Below are 23680 nucleotides of genomic sequence, written 5' to 3' on the forward strand. Positions count from 1 at the left end.
TTAACTACCTGTCCACCAGTTCCGGGACAGACCAGGGCCCCATTTCGTTTTTTGTGCCCTAGATAACCACCCTTAGATATCGCTAAGAGCTATAAACTGCAGGCAGTTAGATAAGGCCAAAGCTTTGCGGGACGGCACTTAGAGGCATTTTTGAACGCTTGCCACCAACCAAGATTCCTGTACCGCATTACCCTCCGAAGGAGGGGTCGTGGGTTCGAATCCCGCCGGATGCGCCATCTTCCAGAAGCCCGCCTTGTGCGGGCTTTTTGCTTTCAGACCCGCCTCGCCGCAGGGGCCAGAGCAACCGATCCTGTCCGGCCGGGAATGGCACTCAAGGCCGGGGCCGGATGGAGGGGCGATCGGCGGATAATCCCTCGGGGCTGGCCATTTCACGTCTATAGTTCTGCATGCTCGGATGCCGTTCCTACCAGGACTCCCACAGGAGCAACAGGATGCGCTCATGGCATGGCGTAGTCACGAAAATCGCCAAGCGTGGCAAGGGCGCCGTGGTCAAGAATCGACTCGGCCCGGAAGAGCTTCTGGTGCCCTTCACAGTGAGTACGCTCGTCGAGGTCGACCTGGACGCAAGGATCTACGGAACGGATGTGGACGACACGCCCTGGGCGGAGGGCGACGAACGAAAGGAGGTGCTGGTCGGTACCGAAGTAGAACTGCTGACCGATACGGATACCTTTCCTACCGATGCGTCCCAGGTGCTCAGCGCCAATTTCCGTTTCGCCCTCGACATCGTCAAGGGAGGGCTCAGCGGCCCGGTCAGGAAAGGGGCGGTCCTGGTCATCTACCACGACTTCCAGCAGGAGATTCGGAGAGGCGACTCCGGCAGCGCCTTCGCGGAGGCGGTCGTCGCCTACGCGCGGAACAAGCTCTACAAGCCGGCCTTCGCGATCAAGGCCGATACCAACTACGCCCAGTTGGTTCGGGATCTAGGCAAGGTTGCCGCGGAGAGCGGCGAACAGTACTTCATCGATACGATCCTCATCGCCACCCACGGTACGGCTGGTCAACTCTGGCTGGGCAACCCCCACGGCGAGAGCACCGCGGACGTCATGGCCCGGCGTGTCCAGGGCAAGCAGTTCGTCGAGCCCCAGGCCTTTGGCACGACCCTTCTAGGACTGTTCGGCGAAGAACTGGCCATCGCCCTCTACGGGTGCGACTTCGCCGGGGACGAGGACGGAGAAGCAGCGGCCCTCGAGCTGCGCATCGCCGCCAACGCGAGAGCGGTCTACGCCGGCAAGGGCACGGTATATCTCAATGCCAGCAGAGAGGGTCGTTCCACGGTGACCTGCAGCAAGGCGATGGTGGTCTACCGGACCGACAAGATCGAGGTACTGGGTGGAAACCAGGTACCGGTATTCGATATCTGAGGCCCCGCCCCGCACTGTCATTGCCGATTACCCAGGTTCTTCGGCCCCAGACGCTCCGCCTCGCTCCTGGCCTTTTCCCTGGAGAGAGCCTTAAGATCGGGAGTCCGCACTGGGGCGGACTTTCTCTTCCTGCGGGTGGTTTCTCCGGATGCTTCCAGACAGCATGGTGGGTAGCAGCGCGCGGCGCCTTCGTTTGCGGCGGACGCGCGGGCGTGTCGGGCTCGGCCTGGTGGCCGGGCTGTCGGTACTGGCAGGCATGACCGACGCCATCGGTTTCCTCGCCACTGGCGACTTCGTTTCCTTCATGAGCGGCAACACCACGCGCCTGGCGGTATCGCTGGGCGAGGGCGACTTCGGCGGACTGGTGCGGCTGAGCGTCGCCCTGGCCAGTTTCGTCGTCGGCAACGCGCTGGGAGTGATACTGGCGCGCTTCAGCGGGCGCCGGGCGGCGCCGATCCTGGTCTGCTGCGCGATGCTGCTGGCGTTGTCGGCGGTCTGGCCATTCGACTGGAACGTACCGGCGCTGGTCGCCGCGATCCTCGCCATGGGCATGCTCAACGCCGTGGTCGAGCAGGTCAACGGCCTGCCCATCGGCCTGACCTACGTCACCGGCGCCCTCTCCCGCTTCGGCCGCGGCCTCGGCCGCTGGCTGCTGGGCCAGCGGCGCAACGGCTGGCGGGTGCAACTGGTGCCCTGGAGCGGCATGTGCGTCGGCGCGGTGCTCGGCGCCCTGCTGGAACAGCAACTGGGCCTCGCGGCGATGGCGGCGAGCGCAGCGCTGGCGGCTCTTCTCGCATTGCTGGCGCTGGTGATTCCGCGGCCATGGCAGATGGACTATATGGTGCGTTGAGCGGCCACTGCGGGGTTTGCCGCGTGCCACGACGGCCCGACGAATCCCCGAAGCGGAACGCAGCACTTCTTGACCCCGCCTGGAATCACTCAATAGGATGCATGCACACGCACTTATATGGAGTGACGATTCGATGAACCGCAGTGCCCTGGATTTCCGCCACTTCATCGACCACCTGCGCCGCCAGGGCGACCTGGTGGACGTGCACACCGAGGTCGACGCCGACCTGGAGATCGGCGCCATCACCCGCCGGGTCTACGAACGCCGCGCACCCGCCCCGCTGTTCCACAACATCCGCGACAGCCTGCCCGGCGCGCGGGTACTGGGCGCGCCGGCCGGCCTGCGCGCCGACAGGGCCCGCACCCATTCGCGCCTGGCGCTGCATTTCGGCCTGCCGGAACACAGCGGGCCGCGGGACATCGTGGCCACGCTGCGCGCCGCGATGCGCGCGGAACCGATCGCGCCGCGCCGGCTGGAGCGCGGGCCGGTGCAGGAAAACGTCTGGCTCGGCGAGCAGGTGGACCTGACCCGCTTCCCGGTCCCCTTGCTCCATGAGCAGGACGGCGGCCGCTATTTCGGCACCTACGGTTTCCACGTGGTACAGACGCCGGACGGCAGCTGGGACAGCTGGTCGGTGGGCCGGCTGATGCTGGTGGACCGCAACACCCTGGCGGGCCCGACCATTGCCACCCAGCACATCGGCATCATCCGCGAGCAGTGGCGCCGCCAGGGCAAGCCGACGCCCTGGGCGATGGCCCTCGGCGCACCGCCGGCGGCACTCGCGGCGGCCGGCATGCCGTTGCCGGAGGGGGTCAGCGAAGCCGGCTACGTAGGCGCCCTGGTCGGCGAGCCGGTGGAGGTGGTGCGCACGCAGACCAACGGCCTGTGGGTTCCGGCCAATGCCGAGATCGTCCTGGAGGGCGAGATCAGCCTCGACGAAACCGCGCTGGAAGGCCCGATGGGCGAATACCACGGCTATTCCTTCCCCACCGGCAAGCCGCAGCCGCTGTTCCACGTCCATGCGCTGAGCTTCCGCGACCAGCCGATCCTGCCGATCTGCGTCGCCGGCACGCCGCCGGAGGAAAACCACACCATCTGGGGCACCATGATTTCCGCGCAACTGCTGGACGTGGCGCAGAACGCCGGGCTGCCGGTGGACATGGTCTGGTGCTCCTACGAAGCGGCGACCTGCTGGGCCGTGCTGTCGATCGACGTGCAGCGCCTGGCGGCCCTGGGCACCGACGCCGCGGCCTTCGCCGCACGGGTCGCCGAGACCGTCTTCGGCTCGCATGCCGGACACCTGGTGCCGAAGCTGATCCTGGTCGGCAACGACATCGACGTCACCGAGATCGACCAGGTGGTATGGGCGCTGGCGACCCGCGCGCATCCGCTGCACGACCATTTCGCCTTCCCGCAGGTCCGAGACTTCCCGATGGTTCCCTACCTCGATGCCGAGGACAAGGCACGAGGCAGCGGCGGTCGGCTGGTGATCAACTGCCTGTACCCGGAACAGTTCGCCGGGCAAATGCGTGCCGCTACGGCGTCGTTCCGCCACGCCTATCCGACGGCGTTGCGCAGGCGAGTCGAAGAACGCTGGAGCGACTACGGATTCGGCGACGCCTGAGCGCTACAATCCCCGCCCTGGCGAAAGAGGATCGAGGAAGGTGACCGGGCCAATGACCGAGACGAACGCACTGGGGCTGCCCCAAGGCCCGCTGTACCTGATGACGGAGATCGTCCGCCAGCGCGAACGGCAACTCACCGCCCTGCTTGCCCCTCTCGAACTGGGGCTGCATGAATGGCGTGCGTTGCGGATCATCCACGCCTTCGACGGTGACGTGCCGATGAGCGTGCTCATCGAGCATTCGCAGACCGACCGCACCGCGCTGGGCCGGACCGTCGAACGGCTGGTGCGGCGCGGCTGGGTCAGCCGCCTGCCGGACCCGGACGACGGGCGCGCCGTGCTGGTGCGCCGCAGTCCCGCGGCACAGGCGGTGTTCGAGCAGGCCCTGGCACAGGTCGCAGGACTCGACGAAAGGCTGCTGGCGGGTCTCGGCGCCGGCCCGGAAGAAGAGGCGCTGACCCTCGCCCTGGGCAAGTTGCTGCGGGCCTTCGACGGGCTTTCCCGCGTGACGCAATAGCCTTTCGAGGGCATCTCCGGGTTTGCGAAGCAACTCTCATCCCGGTCATGGACTGTCCATCCGGCCCCCTATTTGCTGGCCGATTGATAGCATGGACGGCCTTCGCAAGCCCATTCGACCCGCAATGCCACGACACCCGCCCCCCACCCTGCTCCTCTGCCTCTGCCCGCCCCTGCCCGGTTGCGAGACCGGCCGCAGCTACAGCCTTTCCGAGGGCGCGCCGGCCACAGGCATCCGCATCCAGCGCGACGACCGCTCGCCGTTGCAGCGCCTGCGGGACTGCGAACGCCGGGGTTGCAGCGAGCGGCAGAAGATCGACCCGTTCCCCCCTCGATCCTGACTACCTGCGCGCGGAAGGCCACTTCCCGCTGCCCTGGTAAGCTTCCCTCTTCGCCCGTTCCCGACGGGCTTTTTTCCGTTCCCGACAGATACCCTCAGCTGCCCTCAGTGCTTTCCTACGCACCAAGAAGGAAAGCCTCTCGCCTCTCTCGGAACGAGCCGATTTCTCGGCAGTCGCCGTTCGCATTCCATTGGTCACCCAACGGCAACCAGGATCAGCCATCACTGGTCTGCCCTCGCATGGAAACGGCCGCGCCCCCCGGCGCCCCCTGTCCGGCCCCACCCGCCAAGTCCAGAGGACCGAAGATGAACGACTACATCGCCCGGCTGCGCGAGAAATACGACGCCCATTTCGGCTGTGCGCCCGCCATGACCCTGGATTGCCGGGACTTCTGGAAACACTGCTTAGCGGCGCCGGAAATGGCGGTCTTCGCTTATCGCCTGGAAAGCACCCGGCGGCCGCACCATGTGGTGATCACCGCCGGGATGAGCCAGGCACCGATGCATTTCGCGCCCTACATGGGCAAGGCGCGCTGGTCCGCCGAGCTGATCTGCTATCTCGACGAACTGGGCGGCGATGACCTGCGCCACCTGCAATGGCTCGCCGGCCTGCCATTCCACGAGCGCCTCGCCCTGGGACATGGACATGCGGTGGCGTTCGGCTTCCCGCTCTACGAGCAGAGCCTGCTGCGGCACTTCCTTCTCCTCCCGGCGCCGCTGGAGGAGGATGCCTCCCTGTTCGACGGCTTCGCCCTGTCGGCGCATCCGGTCGACCTGCTGTGGGTCGTGCCGTTGACCGAGCAGGAATACCAGGTGAACGTCAAGGAACACCTCGAGGGCATCGCCAGGCTGCTGACCGACGCCGGCCACCCGCTCAGCCTCGACCGGCACCGCCATTGCTACGTCACCGGCCAGTCGCCGGAAGGGCTCGCACGGGTGCTGCACTAGCCCCGCAGGGAAAGACCAATAGCGCGGGCCCTACCTTCGTCGGGAAAGCGATGATGACGTTTTTCAATCGGTTCGATGCCGTTTTCCCCGCTTGCCGATCCGCTCGCCGTCTACGATTCTTGCTGGACGTGAGAACGGCTCCGGAGGGGCACGTATGAAAACCGTGGCACAACTGTTGAACGCCAAGCAGAACCAGCAGGTGTACACCATCGGAGCGGACGAGATGGTGCTCGACGCCCTGCGCCTGATGGCGGAAAAGAACATCGGCGCGCTGCTGGTGGTGAACCATGGCGAGGTGGTCGGGGTGGTCAGCGAGCGCGACTATGCGCGCAAGATGGTCCTCAAGGGCCGTTCGTCCATCGGTACGCCGATCAGCGCGATCATGAGCGCGCCGGTGGTCAGCGTGGACTCGAAGCAGAGCGTCGACACCTGCATGAACCTGATGACCGATCGTCACCTGCGCCACCTGCCGGTCGTGGAAGACGGCCAGTTGCTCGGCCTGCTGTCCATCGGCGACCTGGTCAAGGCGGCGATCGCCGAGCAGGCCGAGCTGATCCAGCAACTGGAACAGTACATCCGCGGCGACTGAAGCGTACATGCCGGACCTGCCCTTTTCCCGCCGGCGCACGCGATAATCCGCGGCTGTTCCCGTTGCGAGCCGCCGCCATGCCCTCTCCGCTGAAGATCCGCCGCTACATTCCCGCCGACCGCGATGCCACCCTGGCCATCTGGCTGGAGGCCTCGCGCGTCGGCCACGGTTTCCTCGGCGAAGGCGAGTTGCAGAAGCAGAAGGCACTGGTTCGCGATCATTATCTGGATGCCTCGGAAACCTGGCTGGCGCTGGACGGCGATACGCCGCTGGGCTTCATCGGCCTGCTCGATGCCTTCATCGGCGGCCTTTTCGTCGCTCCGGCGGCCCACGGCCGCGGGATCGGCCGGCAACTGGTGGAGCACGCAGCAACCCTGAAGGGCGCGCTGGAAGTCGAGGTCTACGCCGCCAACCGCGAGGCGCTGGGGTTCTACGCGCGCTGCGGCTTCGTCGAGAGCGGCCGACGCCCGCGCGACGACGAGGGACGCGCGCTGGAGATCGTCCAGTTGCGCCGCGAACACTAGTCGCCCTTGCGGAAAGTGCTCGGCGAGACGCCGCTCAGGCGCTTGAAGAAACGGGTGAAGTAGGCCGGCTCGCTGAAGCCGAGGCGGTCGGCGATCTCGTTCACCGTCATCGCCGTGTAGACCAGGTCGCGCTTGGCCTCCAGCAGCAGGCGCTGGTGCACGATGCCCAGTGCGGTCTGCCCGCTGAGGCGGCGCGCCACGCCGTTCAGGTGTGCCGGCGAGATGCCCAGGCGACGCGCGTACTCGTCGATTCCCAGGTGCTCGCGAAAATGCCGCTCGACCAGTTGCGAAAAGGCCGATAGGTATTCCTGACCACGACCCGGTCGTGCCTCCGCCCGCCGGACCATCACCTGCCGCCCCAGCCACACCGCCAGCACGCCGATCAGCGACTGCAACAACAGCTCGCGCGCCGGCGCTGCGCCAGCGTACTCACCGTCTATGGCGTCGAACAGCGTATCGATATAGCGCCGGTCCGCGCCCACCGGGTACAACCCCGGCGCCTCCAGCGCCTGGCGCTGCGCGCCGAGGTGCGCCTGCAGGCGCGCCAGCAACGGTGCGGCGAGCGTCAGCACGTAGCCGTCGATGCGCTCGGAGAACTGGAAGCCATGGATGCACAACGGCGGTACGAACTGGATGGAAGGCTGCTCGACGCGAGTCGGCTCGCCCTCGACCTGGAGCTGCGCCCAGCCCTTGCGCACGTAGAGCAACTGAGCGAGATCGGCGTGCCGGTGCGGCTTGATCTCCCAGTCGTGCAGACGACTGCGGGCGGGGATCGACTCGCAGTGCAGCAGGTCCGGGGTCGGCCATTCGAGGGGAGCGCCGTAGAGCTTGAACACCGGGACGTCGCGGATGGAATCCGTCATCGAGCCCTCCGAGCGAAATGGCCGATTGCCGAACAGAGTTTATAAAAGTCCAGAAATAGATCGGCAATTTGCCTTCTATAGCTCTCCACGGCAAACAAAAATACAGCCACCTCCAGACAAGATCAGCGCCGACGCATGCGCCGCCGGCCAACCATAACAGCGAGAGGGCTATCCGCAATGAAGACTCAAGTCGCCATCATCGGCGCCGGTCCGTCCGGCCTCCTGCTCGGCCAGTTGCTGCACAAGGCCGGCATCGACAACGTGATCCTCGAACGCCAGACCCCGGACTACGTGCTCGGCCGCATCCGTGCCGGCGTGCTGGAGCAGGGTATGGTCGACCTGCTGCGCGAGGCCGGCGTCGACCGGCGCATGGCGCGCGACGGGCTGGTCCACGAAGGCGTGGAGATCGCCTTCGCCGGGCAGCGCCGGCGCATCGACCTGAAGCGCCTGAGCGGAGGCAAGACGGTGATGGTCTACGGCCAGACCGAGGTCACCCGCGACCTCATGGAAGCCCGCGAAGCCTGCGGCGCCACTACCGTCTACCAGGCCGCCGAGGTGCGCCTGCACGACCTGCAAGGTGAGCGCCCCTACGTGACCTTCGAACGCGACGGCGAACGGCTGCGCCTGGATTGCGACTACATCGCCGGCTGCGATGGCTTCCACGGCATCTCGCGGCAATCGATCCCGGCGGAGCGGCTGAAGGTCTTCGAGCGGGTCTATCCGTTCGGCTGGCTCGGCCTGCTCGCCGACACCCCGCCGGTCAGCCACGAACTGATCTACGCCAACCATCCGCGCGGCTTCGCCCTGTGCAGCCAGCGTTCGGCCACCCGCAGCCGCTACTACGTGCAGGTGCCATTGTCGGAGAAGGTCGAGGACTGGTCCGACGAACGCTTCTGGACGGAACTGAAGGCGCGCCTCCCGTCCGAGGTGGCGGAGAAACTGGTGACCGGACCTTCGCTGGAGAAGAGCATCGCGCCGCTGCGCAGCTTCGTGGTCGAGCCGATGCAACATGGCCGGCTGTTCCTCGCCGGCGACGCCGCGCACATCGTGCCGCCTACCGGCGCCAAGGGACTGAACCTGGCCGCCAGCGACGTCAGTACGCTCTACCGGCTGCTGCTGAAGGCCTACCGCGAAGGGCGCGGCGAACTGCTGGAACGCTACTCGGCGATCTGCCTGCGGCGGATCTGGAAGGCCGAACGCTTCTCCTGGTGGATGACTTCGGTGCTGCATCGCTTCCCCGACACCGACGCGTTCAGCCAGCGCATCCAGCAGACCGAACTGGAGTACTACCTGGGCTCCGAGGCGGGCCTGGCGACCATCGCCGAGAACTATGTCGGCCTGCCCTACGAGGAAATCGAGTAGGCCGCGCCACCCCGGCGCAACGCCGGGGCACCTTTCCCAAGGCGAGACGCAACGCTGGCGCAGGCGAATATCGACGAAAGACGACCCACGGATCGATTTTCCCCGGCACCTGTCCTACCCCAGGCGCAGTATGATGCCCGCTGCCTTCGCGTTCCGTCCGCCCCAGGTGCCGTCTTGTCCGATCTCGCCCAGAACCCGCCCGCCGTCCGTACCGTCCTCGCCGGCCTGATGCTGTCGATCTTCCTCAGCGCCCTCGACCAGACCATCGTCGCCGTCTCCCTGCCGGCGATCTCGGCCGACTTCGCCGACCTCGACCTGCTGGCCTGGGTGATCTCGGCCTACATGGTGGCGATGACCGTATCGATGCCGATCTACGGCAAGCTCGGCGACCTCTATGGCCGACGCCGTCTGATGCTCTTCGCCATCGTCGTGTTCACCGCCGCCTCGCTGCTTTGCGGGCTCGCGCAGAGCATGGGCCAACTGGTGCTGGCGCGAGTGCTGCAGGGGATCGGCGCGGGCGGGCTGATGGCGGTGAGCCAGGCGATCATCGGCGACATCGTCCCGCCGCGCGAGCGCGGCCGCTACCAGGGTTACTTCAGCAGCATGTACGCCATCGCCAGCGTCGCCGGTCCGGTGCTCGGCGGCCTGCTCACCGAGTACCTGTCGTGGCGCTGGGTGTTCTGGATCAACCTGCCGATCGGCCTTCTCGCGCTGGCCATCTCGCGGCGAACCCTGGTCGGCCTGCCGGTGCCGCGCCGGCAACCGGTGATCGACTACCTGGGCATCGTGCTGATGGTGGTGGGTCTCACCGCGCTGCTCCTGGCCATCACCCAGATCGGCCAGGGCGCAGCCTGGAGCGACCCTGCGCTGCTCGGCCTGTTCGCCCTGGCGGCGCTCGCCCTGCTGCTGTTCGTCGCCCAGGAGCGGCGCTTTCGCGAACCTCTGGTGCCGATGCAACTGTTCGCCGTCCGCGCCGCCACCCTCAGTTGGCTGGTTGCGTTCTTCGCCAGCTTCCAGGCCATCTCGCTGACCGTGCTGGTGCCGCTGCGCTACCAGAGCGTTACCGGCGCCGGCGCCGACAGCGCCGCGCTGCATCTGCTGCCGCTGGTCATGGGCCTGCCGCTGGGCGCGTACTGCTGCGGGCGGCTGACCACCAGCCTGGGACGCTACAAGCCGCTGATCCTGCTCGGCGCCGTCCTGCTGCCCTGCGGCATCGCCGGCCTGGCCCTGGCCCCGGTCGGCGACCACTGGCTGTCCGGGCTGTGCATGCTGCTCACCGGGATCGCCATCGGTACCCAGTTCCCGACCAGCCTGGTGGCCGCGCAGAACGCCGTGGAGCAACGCCACATCGGCGTCGCCACCAGCAACGCGACACTGTTCCGCTCCCTCGGCGGGGCGGTCGGGGTGGCGCTGATGTCGGCGATCCTGTTGGCCCTGCTCAAGCACCTGCGGATCGGCGGCGGGCTCGACCAGGGCTTTTCCGAGAGCGCCCTGCTGAGCAGCCTGGACGCCGCCAGCGGGCCGGCCCGGGTGATCCTCCAGCATGTCCTCGCGGATGCCTTCAAGGTGCTCTTCCTGATCAACGCGGCGGTGGCGCTGCTCGGCCTGGCGGTGGCCTCGGCACTGCCCGACATGACCCTGCGCGGCCGCGGCGCGACGCAACCGGCGGCAGGCGAGTGAGCGGACGCCGATAATCGAACGCTTTCGTCCCGTCGGCGACGGCGTCCGGTTTACAAAAGTAACCGTTCGGTACATTTTCCCGGCATCGATGACATCATTGCTGTGGAGGCTGCGCCATGACGCGCACGGTACTGGTCCTGAACGGCCCCAACCTGAATCTGCTCGGCACCCGCGAGCCACAGACCTATGGCCGGCAGACCCTGGGCGAAATCGCCGACGAATGCGCGGCCTTCGCCGAGACGCGCGGCTTCGCCGTGGACTTCCGCCAGACCAACCAGGAAGGCCAACTGCTCGACTGGATCCACCAGGCCCGCGGCCGGGTCGCCGGCATCGTCATCAACCCCGCCGCCTGGACCCACACCTCGGTGGCGCTGCGCGACGCCCTGGTCGCGGTGGAGCTGCCGGTGGTCGAAGTGCACCTGTCCAACGTCCACCAGCGCGAAGCGTTCCGCCACCACTCCTACGTCTCGCCGGTGGCGCTGGGAGTGATCTGCGGATTCGGCAGCCTCGGCTACCGCCTGGCCCTGGAACATTTCGCCGAGCGTTTCGAGGCTGCCGCATGAGCGCGCCGCGATCGGTTCTCGCCGGCCTGATCGGTGCCGGCATCCAGGCGTCGCGGACCCCGGCCCTGCACGAGCGCGAAGGCGACGCCCAGGGCATCCGCTATCTGTACCGGCTGATCGATCTCGACCCGCTGGGCAAGTCGGCGGACGACCTGGAATTCCTGCTCGCCGCCGCCAGCGACCTCGGCTTCACCGGGCTGAACGTCACCTTTCCCTGCAAGCAGGCGATCATCCCCCTGCTCGACGACCTCTCCGCCGAGGCGCGCGGCATCGGCGCGGTGAACACCGTGGTGCTGCGCGATGGCCGGCGCATCGGCCACAACACCGACTGCCTGGGCTTCGCCGAGGGCTTTCGGCGCGGCCTGGCCGGCGCGCCGCGCCAGCGCGTGGTGCAGATGGGCGCGGGCGGCGCCGGCGCGGCAGTGGCCCATGCGCTGCTCGCCGAGGGCGTCGAGCGGCTCGTGCTGTTCGACGTCGACCCGGCGCGGGCCCAGGCCCTCGCGGACAACCTCAACCAGCACTTCGGCGCGCCACGAGCGCTCGCCGGCAGCGACCTGGCCGGCGCCCTGGGCGACGCCCAGGGATTGGTCAACACCACCCCGGTGGGCATGGCCAAGCTACCCGGCATGCCGGTGCCGGCAGAACTGTTGCGCGCCGACCTGTGGGTCGCCGAGGTGATCTACTTTCCGCTGGAAACCGAGCTGCTGCGCCAGGCCCGCGCCCTCGGCTGCCGCACACTGGACGGCGGCACCATGGCGGTGTTCCAGGCGGTGAAGGCATTCGAACTGTTCAGCGGAGTAGCGCCTGACGCGGCGCGCATGCAGGCGCACTTCGCCAGCCTGGGCGACTGAGCGGCGCCCCTCTCCCGCCAAGGGGAGAGGGGACGGCAGTCAGGCACGGATGTAGCGCAATACCGCCTCGCCGATCATCCGCCGGTGCCGCTGGCGAACCTCGGCGTCGTGCAGGTCGGTGCGGAAGATCCGCGACACGGTGTAGCGATTGGACACCCGGTAGAAGCAGAACGAACTGATCAGCATGTGCACGTCGAGCGCCTCCAGCCCGGCGCGGAACACCCCTTCCGCTTCGCCGCGGCGGAGAATCTCGGCGATGCTCTGGACGATCGAACTGTTGACGCTCTGCACCAGCTCGCTGCTGGCGATGTGCTCGCCCTTGTGGATGTTCTCGATGCTGATGATGCGCACGAAATCCACGTGCCGGTCGTGGTAGTCGAAGCTGAACTCCACCAGCTTCTCCATCGCCTTGGCCGGCGGCAGCGCGCCCAGCCGCAGGGTGCCCTCGATACCGCGGATGTCGCTGTAGAGCTTCTCCAGCACGGCCTGGTAGAGCTGCTCCTTGCTGCCGAAGTAGTAATAGATCATCCGCTTCGAGGTATGCGTGCGCTCGGCGATGGCGTCGACCCGCGCACCCGAGAGGCCCTGGGCGACGAACTCGTCGATGGCGGCGCGGAGGATGTCCTGGCGGGTCTTCTCGGGATTGTTCTTGCGTCCCTTGCCGCGCGGAGCGGATTCCTCCACGACGGCGGGATCAGGCTTGGACATCGGTGACTCACTCGTGGCCGGCGGGAATTGCGGCCGATTATGCGGGGCCCGCCCGGCTGTAGGAAGAGCACCAGCCGGAGCCCCGACAATTCTCATAGCTTGACCCGGCGCACACCCCGCCGCGCTTGCGCCATCGCCGCCAGGCGCACCGGCACGTTGGCCGCGCCGTAACCGGCGTAGCCGTGGCGGCGCTGGAGAATCTCGAAGAAGAAGCGCTCCTCGAACGGCTCGGTGAATACATGGAACAGCTCGCCGCCCTGGGCGTCGCGGTCGTAGAGGATGTTGTAGTAGGCCAGTTCGCTGAGGAACTCGTCGTCGAAGTCGAAGCGCGCTGCGAGGTCGTCGTAATAGTTCAGCGGGATTTCCAGCAGTGCGACCCCGGCCTCCTTGGCCTGGGCCACGGCGGCGAAGATGTCGGCGCAATCGAAGGCGATGTGGTGCACGCCGGAGCCGCGATAGCTGGACAGCGAACGGGCGATGGCGGTGTTGCGGTCCTCGGAAATGTTCAGCGGCAGACGCACGCTGCCGCAGGGGCTACGCACGGCGCGGCTGGTGACCAGGCCATAGGGGTCGGGCAACACCACCTCGTCATCGGCGCCGAAGTCGAACAGGCTCTTGTAGAACAGCACCCAGCTGTCCAGGCCTTCGGCGGGCAGCGCCAGGGCCACGTGGTCGACGCACCGCAGGCCGAGGCCGGAGGTATCGGCGTCGTTCGTCACGAAGTCGCTGTCGTAGATGCTGCGGCCCTCGGCGTGTCGCTCGACCAGATACAACAGGCTGCCGTCGAGGGCGCGTACCGCCGGGATTTCCCGCTCGTTGGGGCCGAGCAGTCCGCGATACGGCTGGCCTCCGTACGCACGAGCGCGCTCCAGGGCCTGGTCGGCGTCACGCACGCGCAGCGCAGTGGCGCACAAGGACGGTCCGTGGGCCTCGAAGAAACCGTGGGCGAAGGAATAGGGTTCGGCGTTCAGTACCAGGTTGATGCCGCCCTGACGCAACAGGCTGACGTTCTTCGAACGGTGCTCGCCGGCCCTGGCGAAGCCCAGTCGCTGCAACCACTGGCCAAGGCGCGCGCCGAGCGTCTCGTCGACGGCGAACTCGAGGAACTCGATGCCGTCGCAAATGCTCGCCGGCGGCGGCGCGAACAGCTCGTCCACCGCCACGTGCGGCGTCTGGCGTTGCAGGCGCTCGCGGGCCTTCTCCTCGAGGTAGAGCAGCGAGCGCAGGCCGTCGACGGCGTTGGCGCGGGTCGGCGCGGCGCGGAAGCCGTCGTTGAAGACCTCCAGCGACAGCGGACCGCGATAGCCGGACGCGACGACCGGCGCGAGGAAGCCTGCCAGGTCGAAGCCGCCCTGACCCGGGAAGCAGCGGAAGTGGCGGCTCCACTCCAGCACGTCCATTGCCAGCAAGGGCGCGTCGGCCATCTGCACGAAGAAGATCTTTTCCCCCGGAAGATCGGCGATGCCGCGGGGATCGCCGTCCAGCGAAAGGGTATGGAAGCTGTCGAGGATCAGCCCGAGGTTCGCCTGGTCGGCCCGCCGCACCAGGTCCCAGGCCTGCTCCCAGGTGTTCACCTGGCGCCCCCAGGCCAGCGCCTCGTAGCCGATGCGCAGGCCGCGGACGGCGGCGCGCTCGGCCAGCAGCCGGAGGTCATCGGCCAGCAGCGCCGGTTCGCCGAGGGCATCGGCAGCGACGTTGCTGCACACCAGCACCAGGTCGGTGCCGAGTTCCTGCATCAGGTCGAACTTGCGTTCGGCACGCTCCAGGTTTCGCCCCAGGCGTTCCCGGCGGCAGCCCTCGAAGTCGCGGAACGGCTGGAACAGCAGGATCTCCAGGCCCAGGTCGGCACACAGCCGGCGTACGTCGCGCGGGCTGCCGTCGTAATGAAGCAGGTCGTTCTCGAAGATTTCCACCCCGTCGAAACCGGCGGCGGCGATGGCCTCGAGCTTTTCCGGCAGGGTGCCGCTCAGGGATACGGTGGCGATCGAACGCTGCATGCTTCGACTCCTCAATGCGCCCTACGGCGCCTGGCGCCGCGCGAGGGCCGGCGGCGGAACGGCGGAGGCGCGGATAGCCCGCGCGGGATGCGCCGGGAAGCCACTTCGGGTCGCTGAGACCGCTCGCCCGGCAAGCCGATTATTGGTTTGCGCCAACTGACGGGCAACGCAAAATGTACGAACCGGTTAGTATTCCGTTCGAATATCGAACGGAAGCACGATTATCGAATTGACGCTTTTTCGACCAATCGCGCACCATCGCTGCCACCCGTGCAGGCCGTCCCGATCTGCCGGAAGCGCTCCGCGCTTCTTTCCGGGCACCTGCGCAACCCACGCGACATAACAATTTCAAGAATCGGGTACCCGCTCATGTCCATCGCCGACCTCTCCGTCCGCCCTCCGTCCCGTCCGCTGGCCGCTCGTCCGGCCCGACCGCCCCTGGCCCGCTGACACCGGCGCGGCCCCTGGCCCGCCCGCGTGCAACCCAGAACGACAAATCCAGGCCGGGCGCCCAGGCCCCGGCCGCCGAAAGGATGGCCCCGTCAATGATCCACTCTTCCAGCTCTCGACTGCTCGCCGCCGACGCCCCGCGGGAATCCCGCGGCGGCAGGATCCGCAACGCCTTCGCCGTCGGCCGGACGCGCTGGGGCATGCTCGCCCTGGTGTTCTTCGCCACCACCCTGAACTACATCGATCGCGCCGCCCTCGGCGTGATGCAGCCGATCCTTGCCGAGAAGATGAGCTGGACGGCAATGGACTACGCCAACATCAACTTCTGGTTCCAGGTCGGCTACGCCATCGGCTTCATCCTCCAGGGCCGCTTCATCGACAAGGTCGGGGTCAAGCGCGCGTTCTTCCTCGCCGTGCTGCTCTGGAGCCTGGCCACCGGCGCCCACGGCCTGGCGACCTCGGCGGCGGGCTTCATGGTCTGTCGCTTCATCCTCGGCCTGACCGAGGCGGCCAACTACCCGGCCTGCGTGAAGACCACCCGCCTGTGGTTCCCCGCCGGGGAACGGGCGGTGGCCACCGGCATCTTCAACGCCGGCACCAATGTCGGCGCGATGGTCACCCCGGCCCTGTTGCCGTTGATCCTCAGCGTCTGGGGCTGGCAGGCGGCGTTCCTCTGCATGTCGGCGCTGGGCCTGGTCTGGCTGGTGTTCTGGTGGCGCAACTACTACAACCCCGAGGAGCATCCGCGGGTGAAGCAGAGCGAGCTGGAATACATCCAGCAGCAGGAGGAGCCTCCCGCCACCCGCGTGCCCTTCTCGCAGATTCTCCGTCGCCGCGGCACCTGGGCCTTCGCCCTGGCCTATTCGATCACCGCGCCGGTGTTCTGGTTCTACCTCTACTGGCTGCCGCCGTTCCTCAACCAGCAGTACGGCCTGGGCATCAGCGTGACGCAGATGGGCATCCCGCTGATCCTGATCTGGTTGACCGCCGACTTCGGCAGCGTCGGCGGCGGCATCCTTTCGTCCTGGCTGATCGGCCGCGGCATGCCGGCGATCCGCGCGCGCCTGCTGTCGATGCTGCTGTTCGCCAGCACCATCGTCGGCGTGGTGTTCGCCGCCAACGCCAGCGGCCTGTGGATCGCCGTGCTGGCCATCGCCCTGGCGGTCGGCGCGCACCAGGCGTGGACGGCGAACATCTGGAGCCTGGTGATGGACTACACGCCCAAGCACCTGATGAGCACGGTGTTCGGCTTCGGCGGCATGTGCGCGGCGCTGGGCGGGATGTTCATGACCCAGATCGTCGGCGGCGTACTGACCGCGACGAACAACAACTACGCGGTGCTTTTCACCATGATCCCGGCGATGTACTTCATCGCCCTGACCTGGCTGTACTTCATGGCTCCGCGCCGGATCGAAGCCTGAGTCCAAGCGCCCGGCGCTCGCCGGGCGCCTCCCTGCCTAGAGAACAAGAACGAAGGGACACTCCCATGTCGCACCCGAGCCACGTCCGCGCGCTCTGCGCTTCCCTCTGCCTGGGCGCGGGCCTGCCAGTCCATGCCGGGCACGTCCACGCCGGGCAAGGTTTCCTCGAAGATGCCAAGGCCAGCCTCACCGCGCGCAATTTCCACCTGCACCGCAACTTCGTCGGCGATGCCAGCCAGGGCAAGGCCGAGGAGTGGACGCAGAGCTTCATCCTCGACGCCCGCTCCGGCTTCACCCAGGGCAGAGTCGGCTTCGGCCTCGATGTCCTCGGTCTCTACAGCCTGAAGCTGGATGGCGGCAAGGGAACGGCCGGCACCCAACTGCTGCCGACCCACGACGACGGCCGCCCGGCCGACGACTTCGGGCGCCTGGCGGTGGCCGGCAAGCTGCGCGTGTCGAACAGCGAACTGAAGATCGGCGAATGGATGCCGGTGCTGCCGATCCTCCGCTCCGACGATGGCCGCTCGCTGCCGCAGACCTTCCGCGGCGGCCAGCTCAGCGCCAACGAGATCGCCGGCCTGACCCTCTACGCCGGCCAGTTCCGCGGCAACAGCCCGCGCAACGACGCAAGCATGCAGGACATGTCGCTGTTCGGCCGGCCTGCCGCCACTTCCGACCGCTTCGATTTCGCCGGCGGCGAATATCGCTTCAATGGCGAACGCAGCCTGCTCGGCCTGTGGAACGCCGAGCTGAAAGACATCTACCGCCAACAGTACCTGCAACTGCAACACAGCCAGCCGCTCGGCGACTGGCTGCTGGGCGCCAACCTCGGCGGGTTCCGTGGCCGCGACGCTGGCAGCGCGCGCGCCGGCAAGCTCGATAACCGCACCGTTTCCGCGCTGTTCTCCGCGCGCCACGGGCTGCATACCCTCTATCTCGGCCTGCAGAAGGTCAGTGGCGACGACGGCTGGATGCGGGTCAACGGCACCAGCGGCGGAACCCTGGCCAACGACAGCTACAACGCCAGCTACGACAATCCCGGCGAGCGCTCCTGGCAACTGCGCTACGACTTCGACTTCGTTGGCCTCGGCCTGCCCGGCCTGACCTTCATGACCCGCTACCTGCATGGCGACCATGTGCGCCTGGCCGGAGTCACCGACGACGGCAGCGAATGGGGACGCGAGAGCGAGCTGGGTTACACGCTGCAGAGCGGCGCCTTCAAGCGTCTCAACGTCCGCTGGCGCAACTCCAGCCAGCGCCGCGACTGGGGCAGCAATACCCGCTTCGACGAGAACCGGTTGATCGTCAGCTATCCGCTGAGCCTGTTGTGAAGCCTACGCGCCGACCCCGTTGCGTTCAGCGGCCACGGCGCCAGGCGACCACCAGGCCGCTGGCGCAGATGACGAGGATGCCGAACAGCGCCCAGGCGTCCGGCACATGGCCGAACACCAGCAGGCCGAGCAGGCCGGCGAAGATGATCTGGCCATAGCTGAACGGCGCCAGGGTCGCCGGCGGCGCATGGCGGAAGGCCTGGGTCAGCAGCAGGTGGCCGCCCATGCCGCAACCGCCCAGGGCGATCATCATCAGGCCGTGGAGAAGACTTGGGGCCTGCCAGAAGAACGGCACCAGCAGGCTCATGATGAGCGTGTTGAAGATGCCGGCGAGGAAGTTGCTGGTGGTCGGGCTGTCGCTGTTGGCGAGCATCCGCGTGAGCAACTGGTAGAGCCCGAAGCACAGCGCCGAGCCGAGCGGGAACAACGCCGCAGGGGTGAACAGCGCGCCACCGGGACGCACGATGAAGAGCACGCCAAGGAAGCCGGTGAGCACCGCCAGCCATTGGCCGAGGCTGACCTTCTCCTTCAGCAGCGGCACGGATAACGCGGTCACCAGAAGCGGCGCCAGGAAGTTCACCGCGGTCGCCTCGGCCAAGGGCAGGTAGCGCAGGCCGGTGGTGAAGAACAGGCTGGTGCCGATCAGGCACAGCGCCCGCGCCAACTGCATGAACGGACGGCGGGTGCGGATCACTGCGAGGCCGTTGCGCGGCACGAACACGGCGACCATCAGCAGGGTGTGCACCAGGTAGCGGGCCCAGACCACCATGACGATCGGGTAGAAACCGGAAAGGAACTTCGACAACCCGTCGTGGCTGGCGAACAGGAACACCGCGGCACAGATCAGCAGGATGCCGCGCAGGGTCTGGTCGCTGCCGGGCAGCGGGGAGGTGGATGCGTTCATCGGAGGGTCCGGGCAGCAGGGCAGATCGATAGCAGGCTATTTATTCTGACAGTACCCGCCATCGAGGGAAGAAACGGTCGGCTTCAACGTTTGGAAACTATAGAACCCCGTTCCATCATGCAAACGGGCAACCTTCCTGCGCGTTGGCGCTACAGGCAGGCGAGCAACGCCCGGGTCCGCTCGATCGCCAGCCGCGCCCGCTCCGCGCCACCCACGCCGCGCGCGAGCAGATCCAGTGCGGGCACCTCCAGGCTCAGCGGCAGGTTCTCCGGCAAGGCGCGCAGCAGCGCCAGCAGATCGAGCCCGCCATCGCCAGGGAAACGCCGTTCCTCGCGAGCCTGGCGGAGGATTTCGTCCATCGACGTCGGACGCGGTCCGACGACATCGCACAGTTGCGCGTAGCCCAGGCGCGCAGGCGGGATCGCCCGCAGGTCTTCCAGGCTGCTGGCCGATCGGTCGAAATGGAAGGCATCCAGCAACAGGCCGGCGTTGTCCCGCGCCGCCGCCTCGACCACCCGCGCAGCCTGCCGCAGGTCGCGGATACCGGTCCAGGGCATGAACTCCAGGTGCGGATCGAGGCCGAGCGGCCGCGCCAGGTCGCACAACGCGGCGAAATTGTCTGCGCTGCGCCGCTCGTTGTCATCGTTGCCGGCCACCAGCACATAGCGCGCGCCGAACTCGGCGCCGACCTCCAGCACCGCGGCGAACTCGCCGACGCGGGTGTTCGGACGCAGGCGCAGGATCTCCACGTCCAGCGTGCGCACTCCGCTGTCGCGCAGCCGCGCCAGGGTCCGCCGACGCAGGCCGGCATCGGCCAGCAGCGGATAGTGGTGCTCTTCCACGGTGGCCGGCACCAGGCGCAGGCCGACATGACTGTAGCCGGCGCGGGCGGCAGCCTCGACCATGTCCGGGGGCGACAGCTCGAGCACGGTGAGCGCCGCCAGGGAAAGAATCCTCGATTCCATGCACTACCTCATCGTCCGCGATTCAGAAACTGGCCGGCGCGCAGGCCCGGCCACTGCGCGCGGCCTCGCGAACCGCCTCGACCAGCGCCAGGGTGCGAGCGGCGTCGGTGGCATCCATCAATGGCGCTTCCTCGCTCCGCACGACCCGGACGAAGTGCTCTAGCTGGCGTTGCAGGGGGTCGCCTGCCGCCACGGCCTCCACACTGGCCGCCAGCGGGTCGTGCCAGCCCTGCCGGGCCTCGGCGTAGCGCCAGCGGCGGAGCTGGGGAAGGCTCAGGGCACCCTCGGAGCCGGCCAGCAGGTAGCAGGGTTGCTCGGCCTGGCGCGGATAGACCGGGTTCTCCCCGGCTGCCAGCTCCCAGCTCCAGGGCGCCGCCGCAGCGTCGCAAGCGGTCAGGCTGCCCAGCGCGCCATTGGCGAAGCGCAGGAGCACTGCGACATTGTCTTCGTTGGGCAGGCCACGGATAGCGTTGCCGGCCAGCGCCTGCACCTCCCGCACTTCCCCGCACAGGTGGCGGAGCAGGTCGAGGTCATGGATCAGGTTGGTCAGCAACATTCCCGCGCCGGGCTCGCGACGCCAGGCCACCTCGAAATAACTGTCGGGCTTCTTCAACTGCCAGAGCGCGGTGACCGACAGCAACCGACCGAGCGCGCCCTCGGCGATCAATTGGCGCGCCCGCACGACCAGCGGATTGTGCCGACGATGGTGACCGACCAGCAGCGGAACGCCAGATCGCCGGGAGGCGGCCACCAGCTCGCTCACTTCGTCGAGCTGCACGCCGACCGGTTTTTCCAGCAGCAGCGGCACCCCGGCGGCGAGGCAGTCGAGGGCGGTGGCGACATGCAGGTTGTTCGGATTGGCGACGATCGCCGCTTGCGGCCGGGCTTTTTCCAGCAACCTCCGATGATCGCCGAACCAGGGCACGCCGGCGTCCGCGGCGAACGCCTGGCCCTGGGGATCGGCCACCGCACACAGGCGCGCACCGGCGATTCGCTGCAAGCGATGGTAATGCTGGCGGCCCATGTTGCCGGTGCCGATGAGGGCGATGCGAAGCGGTGCGTCCAAGGCGGTCCCCAATCGTTGTCTTCTTGTTCGTCTCAATATTCCAGAACGTCGTTCCAGATTTAACGAAGGAGATTATTTGAACGAGGAGTTGGCCCCGCGCAAGAGCGCTTCGAGACGGCAGCGCCGCCAGGATGTTCATGGAAGTGCGGAAAGGCCCGCCGCATGCGGGCTCCGTGGCAGGCAAGAAAGCGTTCGCTATTCGAACGCCGATGTCGGGAAAGGACTGGGGCCGGGCCGGATGGCTCAGCGGAACAGCTCGGACGCCTGGCTGGCGTGGGACAGATCCTGTGCCGCGGCCAGGAGCAGGGGCGCCAGTTCGTGCATGCGCGCCTCGCCGAAGCGTGCGCTCGGCCCGGCCACGCTGAGCACGCCGAGAGCCCGTCCGTCCTCGGGGTGGCGCACCAGTGCGGCCATCGCCGCCATGCCCGGCGCCGAACATTCGATCTGCCAGGCATAGCCGTGCTCGCGGGCGCGCTTCAGGTAACGCAGCAGCTCGCTCCTGGAGCGCGGCGCGTTGGGACCGAAATCCCGCGCCGCCCCTACGCCCTGGCGCTCCACCAGCGCCAGCGCCGCCTTGTCGCTCAGGCTGGCCAGCCAGGCGTGCCCGGACGCGGTGTAGAACAGCGGCGCCTCGCGCCCCATGTCGGGATCGTAGCGTAGCCCGGAGGTGGCGCCCTGGGACTTGGCGATCCAGGTCTGGCGATCGCCTTCGATCACCCCCAGGCGCACCAGTTCGCCGGTCTCGCGTGCGAGCCCGTCGAGCACCGGCTGGACCAGGTCGACCACCCCGCTGGAAGCGAGGAAGCGGAAGCCCAGCGCCGCCAGGCGGGTGCTGAGGCGGTAGCGGCTGGTGTCGTCGTCCTGGCGCACGTAGCCGAGCCGGATCAGCTCGGCGAGCATGCGGTGCGCGGCGCTCTTGGGGATATCCAGGCGGTCCGCCAGTTGTTGCAGGGGCAGGCCGCGGGCATCGCTGGCGAGGAGTTCGAGCAAGCCGAGGGCGCGTTCGATGAGGCTACCGGCCATGGAAGGGCGTTCCTGAGTCGAGGAAAGGCAGGATTCTAGAATCTGGTTCCGGATTTTCACAGCCTGGCGAAGGTCGAGATTTCACAGGGTTCCGTTCGATCAGCGAACCGATAAACGATTATCGGATTGCCACTCCCCATGGCCCTCCGTAGTGTGTCTGCACCCCGGCAGGCCCAGCGCCTCCGCTACAAAAACAACAGGGGAAACCCGACATGCCGCAGCACGCCTTGCCTTCCGCCGCCTGCACCTGAGCCACGCGTCCGACCCTCGTCCCACGCCCTCACTCTCGCCGCGGAACCCGTCCCATGAACAGCCCCAGCCTGCCCGCCGTCGAACGACTCGACGTGCAAGCCTTCATCAATGCCCAGCCGCTTTCGCTCTACCAATGGCGGATCGTCCTGCTGTGCTTCCTGATCGTCTTCCTCGATGGCCTCGACACCGCCGCGATGGGCTTCATCGCTCCGGCGCTGACCCAGGACTGGGGCATCGACCGCGCCAGCCTCGGTCCGGTAATGAGCGCCGCGCTGATCGGCATGGTCTTCGGCGCCCTCGGCTCCGGACCGCTGGCCGACCGCTACGGACGCAAGCTGGTATTGGTCGCGGCGGTCTTCCTCTTCGGCCTGTTCAGCCTGGCCTCGGCCTACAGCACCAACGTCGAGCAACTGCTGGCGCTGCGCTTCCTCACCGGCCTCGGCCTCGGCGCAGCGATGCCCAACGCCACCACCCTGCTTTCCGAATACACCCCCGAGCGCCTCAAGTCGCTGCTGGTGACCAGCATGTTCTGCGGCTTCAACCTGGGCATGGCCTGCGGCGGATTCGTCTCGGCGAAGCTGATCCCGCTGTTCGGCTGGCACAGCCTGCTGCTGCTCGGCGGCCTGCTGCCGCTGCTCCTGGCGGTAGTCCTGCTGTTCCGCCTGCCGGAATCGGCACGCTACCTGGTGGTGCGCAACCGCGGCAGCGAGCGGGTACGCCAGGTGCTCGCCCCCATCGCCCCGGCGCAGGTGGCGCTGGCACGGAGTTTCCACGTACCCGAGCAGCAGACGGTGCAGGCCCGCAACGTGTTCGCGGTGATCTTTTCCGGTACCTACAGCGCCGGCACCCTGCTGCTCTGGCTGACCTACTTCATGGGCCTGGTGATCGTCTACCTGCTCACCAGCTGGCTGCCGACCCTGATGCGCGACAGCGGCGCGAGCCTGGAGCAGGCGGCGTTCATCGGCGCGCTGTTCCAGTTCGGCGGGGTGCTCAGCGCCGTAGCGGTGGGCTGGGCGATGGATCGCTTCAATCCGCACAAGGTGATCGGCCTGTTCTACCTGCTCGCGGGGGTGTTCGCCTGGTGCGTCGGCCAGAGCCTCGGCCAGGTCACCCTGCTGGCGACCCTGGTGCTGCTGGCCGGCATGTGCATCAACGGCGCGCAGTCGGCGATGCCGTCGCTGGCGGCGCGCTTCTATCCGACCCAGGGGCGTGCCACAGGGGTCTCCTGGATGCTCGGTATCGGCCGCTTCGGCGCCATCCTCGGCGCCTGGATCGGCGCCACCCTGCTGGGCCTGGGCTGGAACTTCGAACAGGTGCTGACCGCCCTGGTGCTGCCGGCTGCACTGGCCACCGCCGCGGTGCTGCTGAAGGGGTTGGTCAGTCACGCGGATGCGGGGTGAAACTACCCAGGCGGGCGACATCACGTAGGGCGCAACCGCTCGCGGTTATCCGCCGCCGGGCCTCGGTG

The 23680-nt window shown here is 67.6% G+C and carries 21 protein-coding genes and 1 pseudogene; 15 read left to right on the top strand and 7 right to left on the bottom strand.

The genetic code is table 11. The annotated features are described in order from the left end of the window. Positions 1-452 precede the first annotated feature (452 nt). The 8 genes and pseudogenes from HMPREF2886_RS02275 (at position 453) to HMPREF2886_RS02310 (ending at position 6776) form a co-directional block, all read left to right on the top strand. A complete protein-coding gene (locus HMPREF2886_RS02275; protein ID WP_039027381.1) occupies positions 453-1385 on the top strand; it encodes a hypothetical protein in 933 nt (310 codons plus the stop codon). A 163-nt stretch (positions 1386-1548) separates the two neighbouring features. Further along, a complete protein-coding gene (locus tag HMPREF2886_RS02280; RefSeq protein ID WP_073648851.1) occupies positions 1549-2235 on the top strand; it encodes a YoaK family protein in 687 nt (228 codons plus the stop codon). Between the two features lie 133 nt (positions 2236-2368). Continuing rightward, positions 2369-3859, top strand: coding sequence for a UbiD family decarboxylase HudA (hudA, locus tag HMPREF2886_RS02285; RefSeq protein ID WP_033977412.1), 1491 nt, complete (start codon positions 2369-2371; stop codon positions 3857-3859). Between the two features lie 40 nt (positions 3860-3899). Next, on the top strand, positions 3900-4376 hold the full coding sequence (locus tag HMPREF2886_RS02290) for a MarR family winged helix-turn-helix transcriptional regulator (RefSeq protein ID WP_079989631.1): 477 nt from the start codon (positions 3900-3902) through the stop codon (positions 4374-4376). Positions 4377-4467: 91 nt separating this feature from the next. Further along, positions 4468-4756, top strand: a pseudogene (locus HMPREF2886_RS02295) (hypothetical protein). A 265-nt stretch (positions 4757-5021) separates the two neighbouring features. After that, positions 5022-5663, top strand: coding sequence for a suppressor of fused domain protein (locus tag HMPREF2886_RS02300; protein WP_033976894.1), 642 nt, complete (start codon positions 5022-5024; stop codon positions 5661-5663). A gap of 154 nt (positions 5664-5817) precedes the next feature. After that, a complete protein-coding gene (locus HMPREF2886_RS02305; RefSeq protein ID WP_003112686.1) occupies positions 5818-6252 on the top strand; it encodes a CBS domain-containing protein in 435 nt (144 codons plus the stop codon). A gap of 77 nt (positions 6253-6329) precedes the next feature. Beyond that, complete coding sequence (locus tag HMPREF2886_RS02310; protein WP_033973640.1) at positions 6330-6776, top strand: GNAT family N-acetyltransferase; 447 nt, start codon at positions 6330-6332, stop codon at positions 6774-6776. On the opposite strand, the gene HMPREF2886_RS02315 is transcribed toward HMPREF2886_RS02310, so the two are convergent. Further along, positions 6773-7639, bottom strand: coding sequence for a helix-turn-helix domain-containing protein (locus HMPREF2886_RS02315; RefSeq protein ID WP_033973638.1), 867 nt, complete (start codon positions 7637-7639; stop codon positions 6773-6775). The two genes, HMPREF2886_RS02310 and HMPREF2886_RS02315, sit on opposite strands and share 4 nt — an antisense overlap. 177 nt (positions 7640-7816) lie before the next feature. Here HMPREF2886_RS02315 and pobA point away from each other — a divergent pair, with 177 nt between their 5' ends. The 4 genes from pobA to HMPREF2886_RS02335 all read left to right on the top strand — a co-directional run bounded on the left by pobA (position 7817) and on the right by HMPREF2886_RS02335 (position 12095). Continuing rightward, positions 7817-9001 (top strand): 4-hydroxybenzoate 3-monooxygenase, encoded by a 1185-nt coding sequence (pobA, locus tag HMPREF2886_RS02320; protein WP_003121662.1) that lies wholly within the window; start codon positions 7817-7819, stop codon positions 8999-9001. A gap of 174 nt (positions 9002-9175) precedes the next feature. Next, entirely contained in the window at positions 9176-10681 is a 1506-nt protein-coding gene (locus HMPREF2886_RS02325; protein WP_070746728.1) for an MDR family MFS transporter, read from the top strand. Between the two features lie 116 nt (positions 10682-10797). Further along, positions 10798-11244, top strand: a complete 447-nt coding sequence (gene aroQ, locus HMPREF2886_RS02330; RefSeq protein ID WP_033976892.1) for a type II 3-dehydroquinate dehydratase — start codon at positions 10798-10800, stop codon at positions 11242-11244. Beyond that, complete coding sequence (locus HMPREF2886_RS02335; protein ID WP_058178566.1) at positions 11241-12095, top strand: shikimate dehydrogenase; 855 nt, start codon at positions 11241-11243, stop codon at positions 12093-12095. The genes aroQ and HMPREF2886_RS02335 overlap by 4 nt, the downstream gene beginning before the upstream one ends. Positions 12096-12134: 39 nt before the next feature. On the opposite strand, the gene HMPREF2886_RS02340 is transcribed toward HMPREF2886_RS02335, so the two are convergent. Both HMPREF2886_RS02340 and quiC read right to left on the bottom strand, forming a co-directional pair. Continuing rightward, positions 12135-12803 carry a TetR/AcrR family transcriptional regulator gene (locus HMPREF2886_RS02340; protein ID WP_003101858.1) on the bottom strand — a complete coding sequence of 223 codons (669 nt, stop codon included), beginning with the start codon at positions 12801-12803 and terminating at the stop codon, positions 12135-12137. A 92-nt stretch (positions 12804-12895) separates the two neighbouring features. After that, entirely contained in the window at positions 12896-14800 is a 1905-nt protein-coding gene (gene quiC / locus HMPREF2886_RS02345) for a 3-dehydroshikimate dehydratase QuiC (RefSeq protein WP_033973630.1), read from the bottom strand. 545 nt (positions 14801-15345) lie between these two features. Here quiC and HMPREF2886_RS02350 point away from each other — a divergent pair. Then, positions 15346-16671: an MFS transporter gene (locus HMPREF2886_RS02350; protein ID WP_033973629.1), complete on the top strand. Its 1326-nt coding sequence runs from the start codon at positions 15346-15348 to the stop codon at positions 16669-16671. 65 nt (positions 16672-16736) lie between these two features. After that, positions 16737-18002, top strand: a complete 1266-nt coding sequence (locus HMPREF2886_RS02355) for an OprD family porin (RefSeq protein ID WP_070746730.1) — start codon at positions 16737-16739, stop codon at positions 18000-18002. A 25-nt stretch (positions 18003-18027) separates the two neighbouring features. Here the strand turns inward: HMPREF2886_RS02355 and HMPREF2886_RS02360 are convergent, their stop codons facing one another. The 4 genes from HMPREF2886_RS02360 to HMPREF2886_RS02375 form a co-directional block, all read right to left on the bottom strand. Then, the gene (locus HMPREF2886_RS02360) at positions 18028-18906 is read right to left on the bottom strand and encodes a DMT family transporter (protein WP_070746732.1); all 879 of its coding nucleotides are present in this window, start codon (positions 18904-18906) and stop codon (positions 18028-18030) included. A gap of 149 nt (positions 18907-19055) precedes the next feature. After that, positions 19056-19871: a sugar phosphate isomerase/epimerase family protein gene (locus HMPREF2886_RS02365; protein WP_070746734.1), complete on the bottom strand. Its 816-nt coding sequence runs from the start codon at positions 19869-19871 to the stop codon at positions 19056-19058. 22 nt (positions 19872-19893) lie between these two features. Then, positions 19894-20937 (bottom strand): Gfo/Idh/MocA family protein, encoded by a 1044-nt coding sequence (locus HMPREF2886_RS02370; RefSeq protein WP_083318508.1) that lies wholly within the window; start codon positions 20935-20937, stop codon positions 19894-19896. Positions 20938-21180: 243 nt separating this feature from the next. Then, the gene (locus HMPREF2886_RS02375) at positions 21181-21960 is read right to left on the bottom strand and encodes an IclR family transcriptional regulator (RefSeq protein WP_003101874.1); all 780 of its coding nucleotides are present in this window, start codon (positions 21958-21960) and stop codon (positions 21181-21183) included. Between the two features lie 305 nt (positions 21961-22265). Here HMPREF2886_RS02375 and HMPREF2886_RS02380 point away from each other — a divergent pair, with 305 nt between their 5' ends. Then, a complete protein-coding gene (locus HMPREF2886_RS02380; RefSeq protein ID WP_033973623.1) occupies positions 22266-23612 on the top strand; it encodes a 4-hydroxybenzoate transporter PcaK in 1347 nt (448 codons plus the stop codon). Positions 23613-23680: the final 68 nt, after the last annotated feature.

It is taken from the genome of Pseudomonas sp. HMSC066A08, from assembly GCF_001813025.1.
Classification (GTDB): Bacteria; Pseudomonadota; Gammaproteobacteria; order Pseudomonadales; family Pseudomonadaceae; genus Pseudomonas; species Pseudomonas aeruginosa.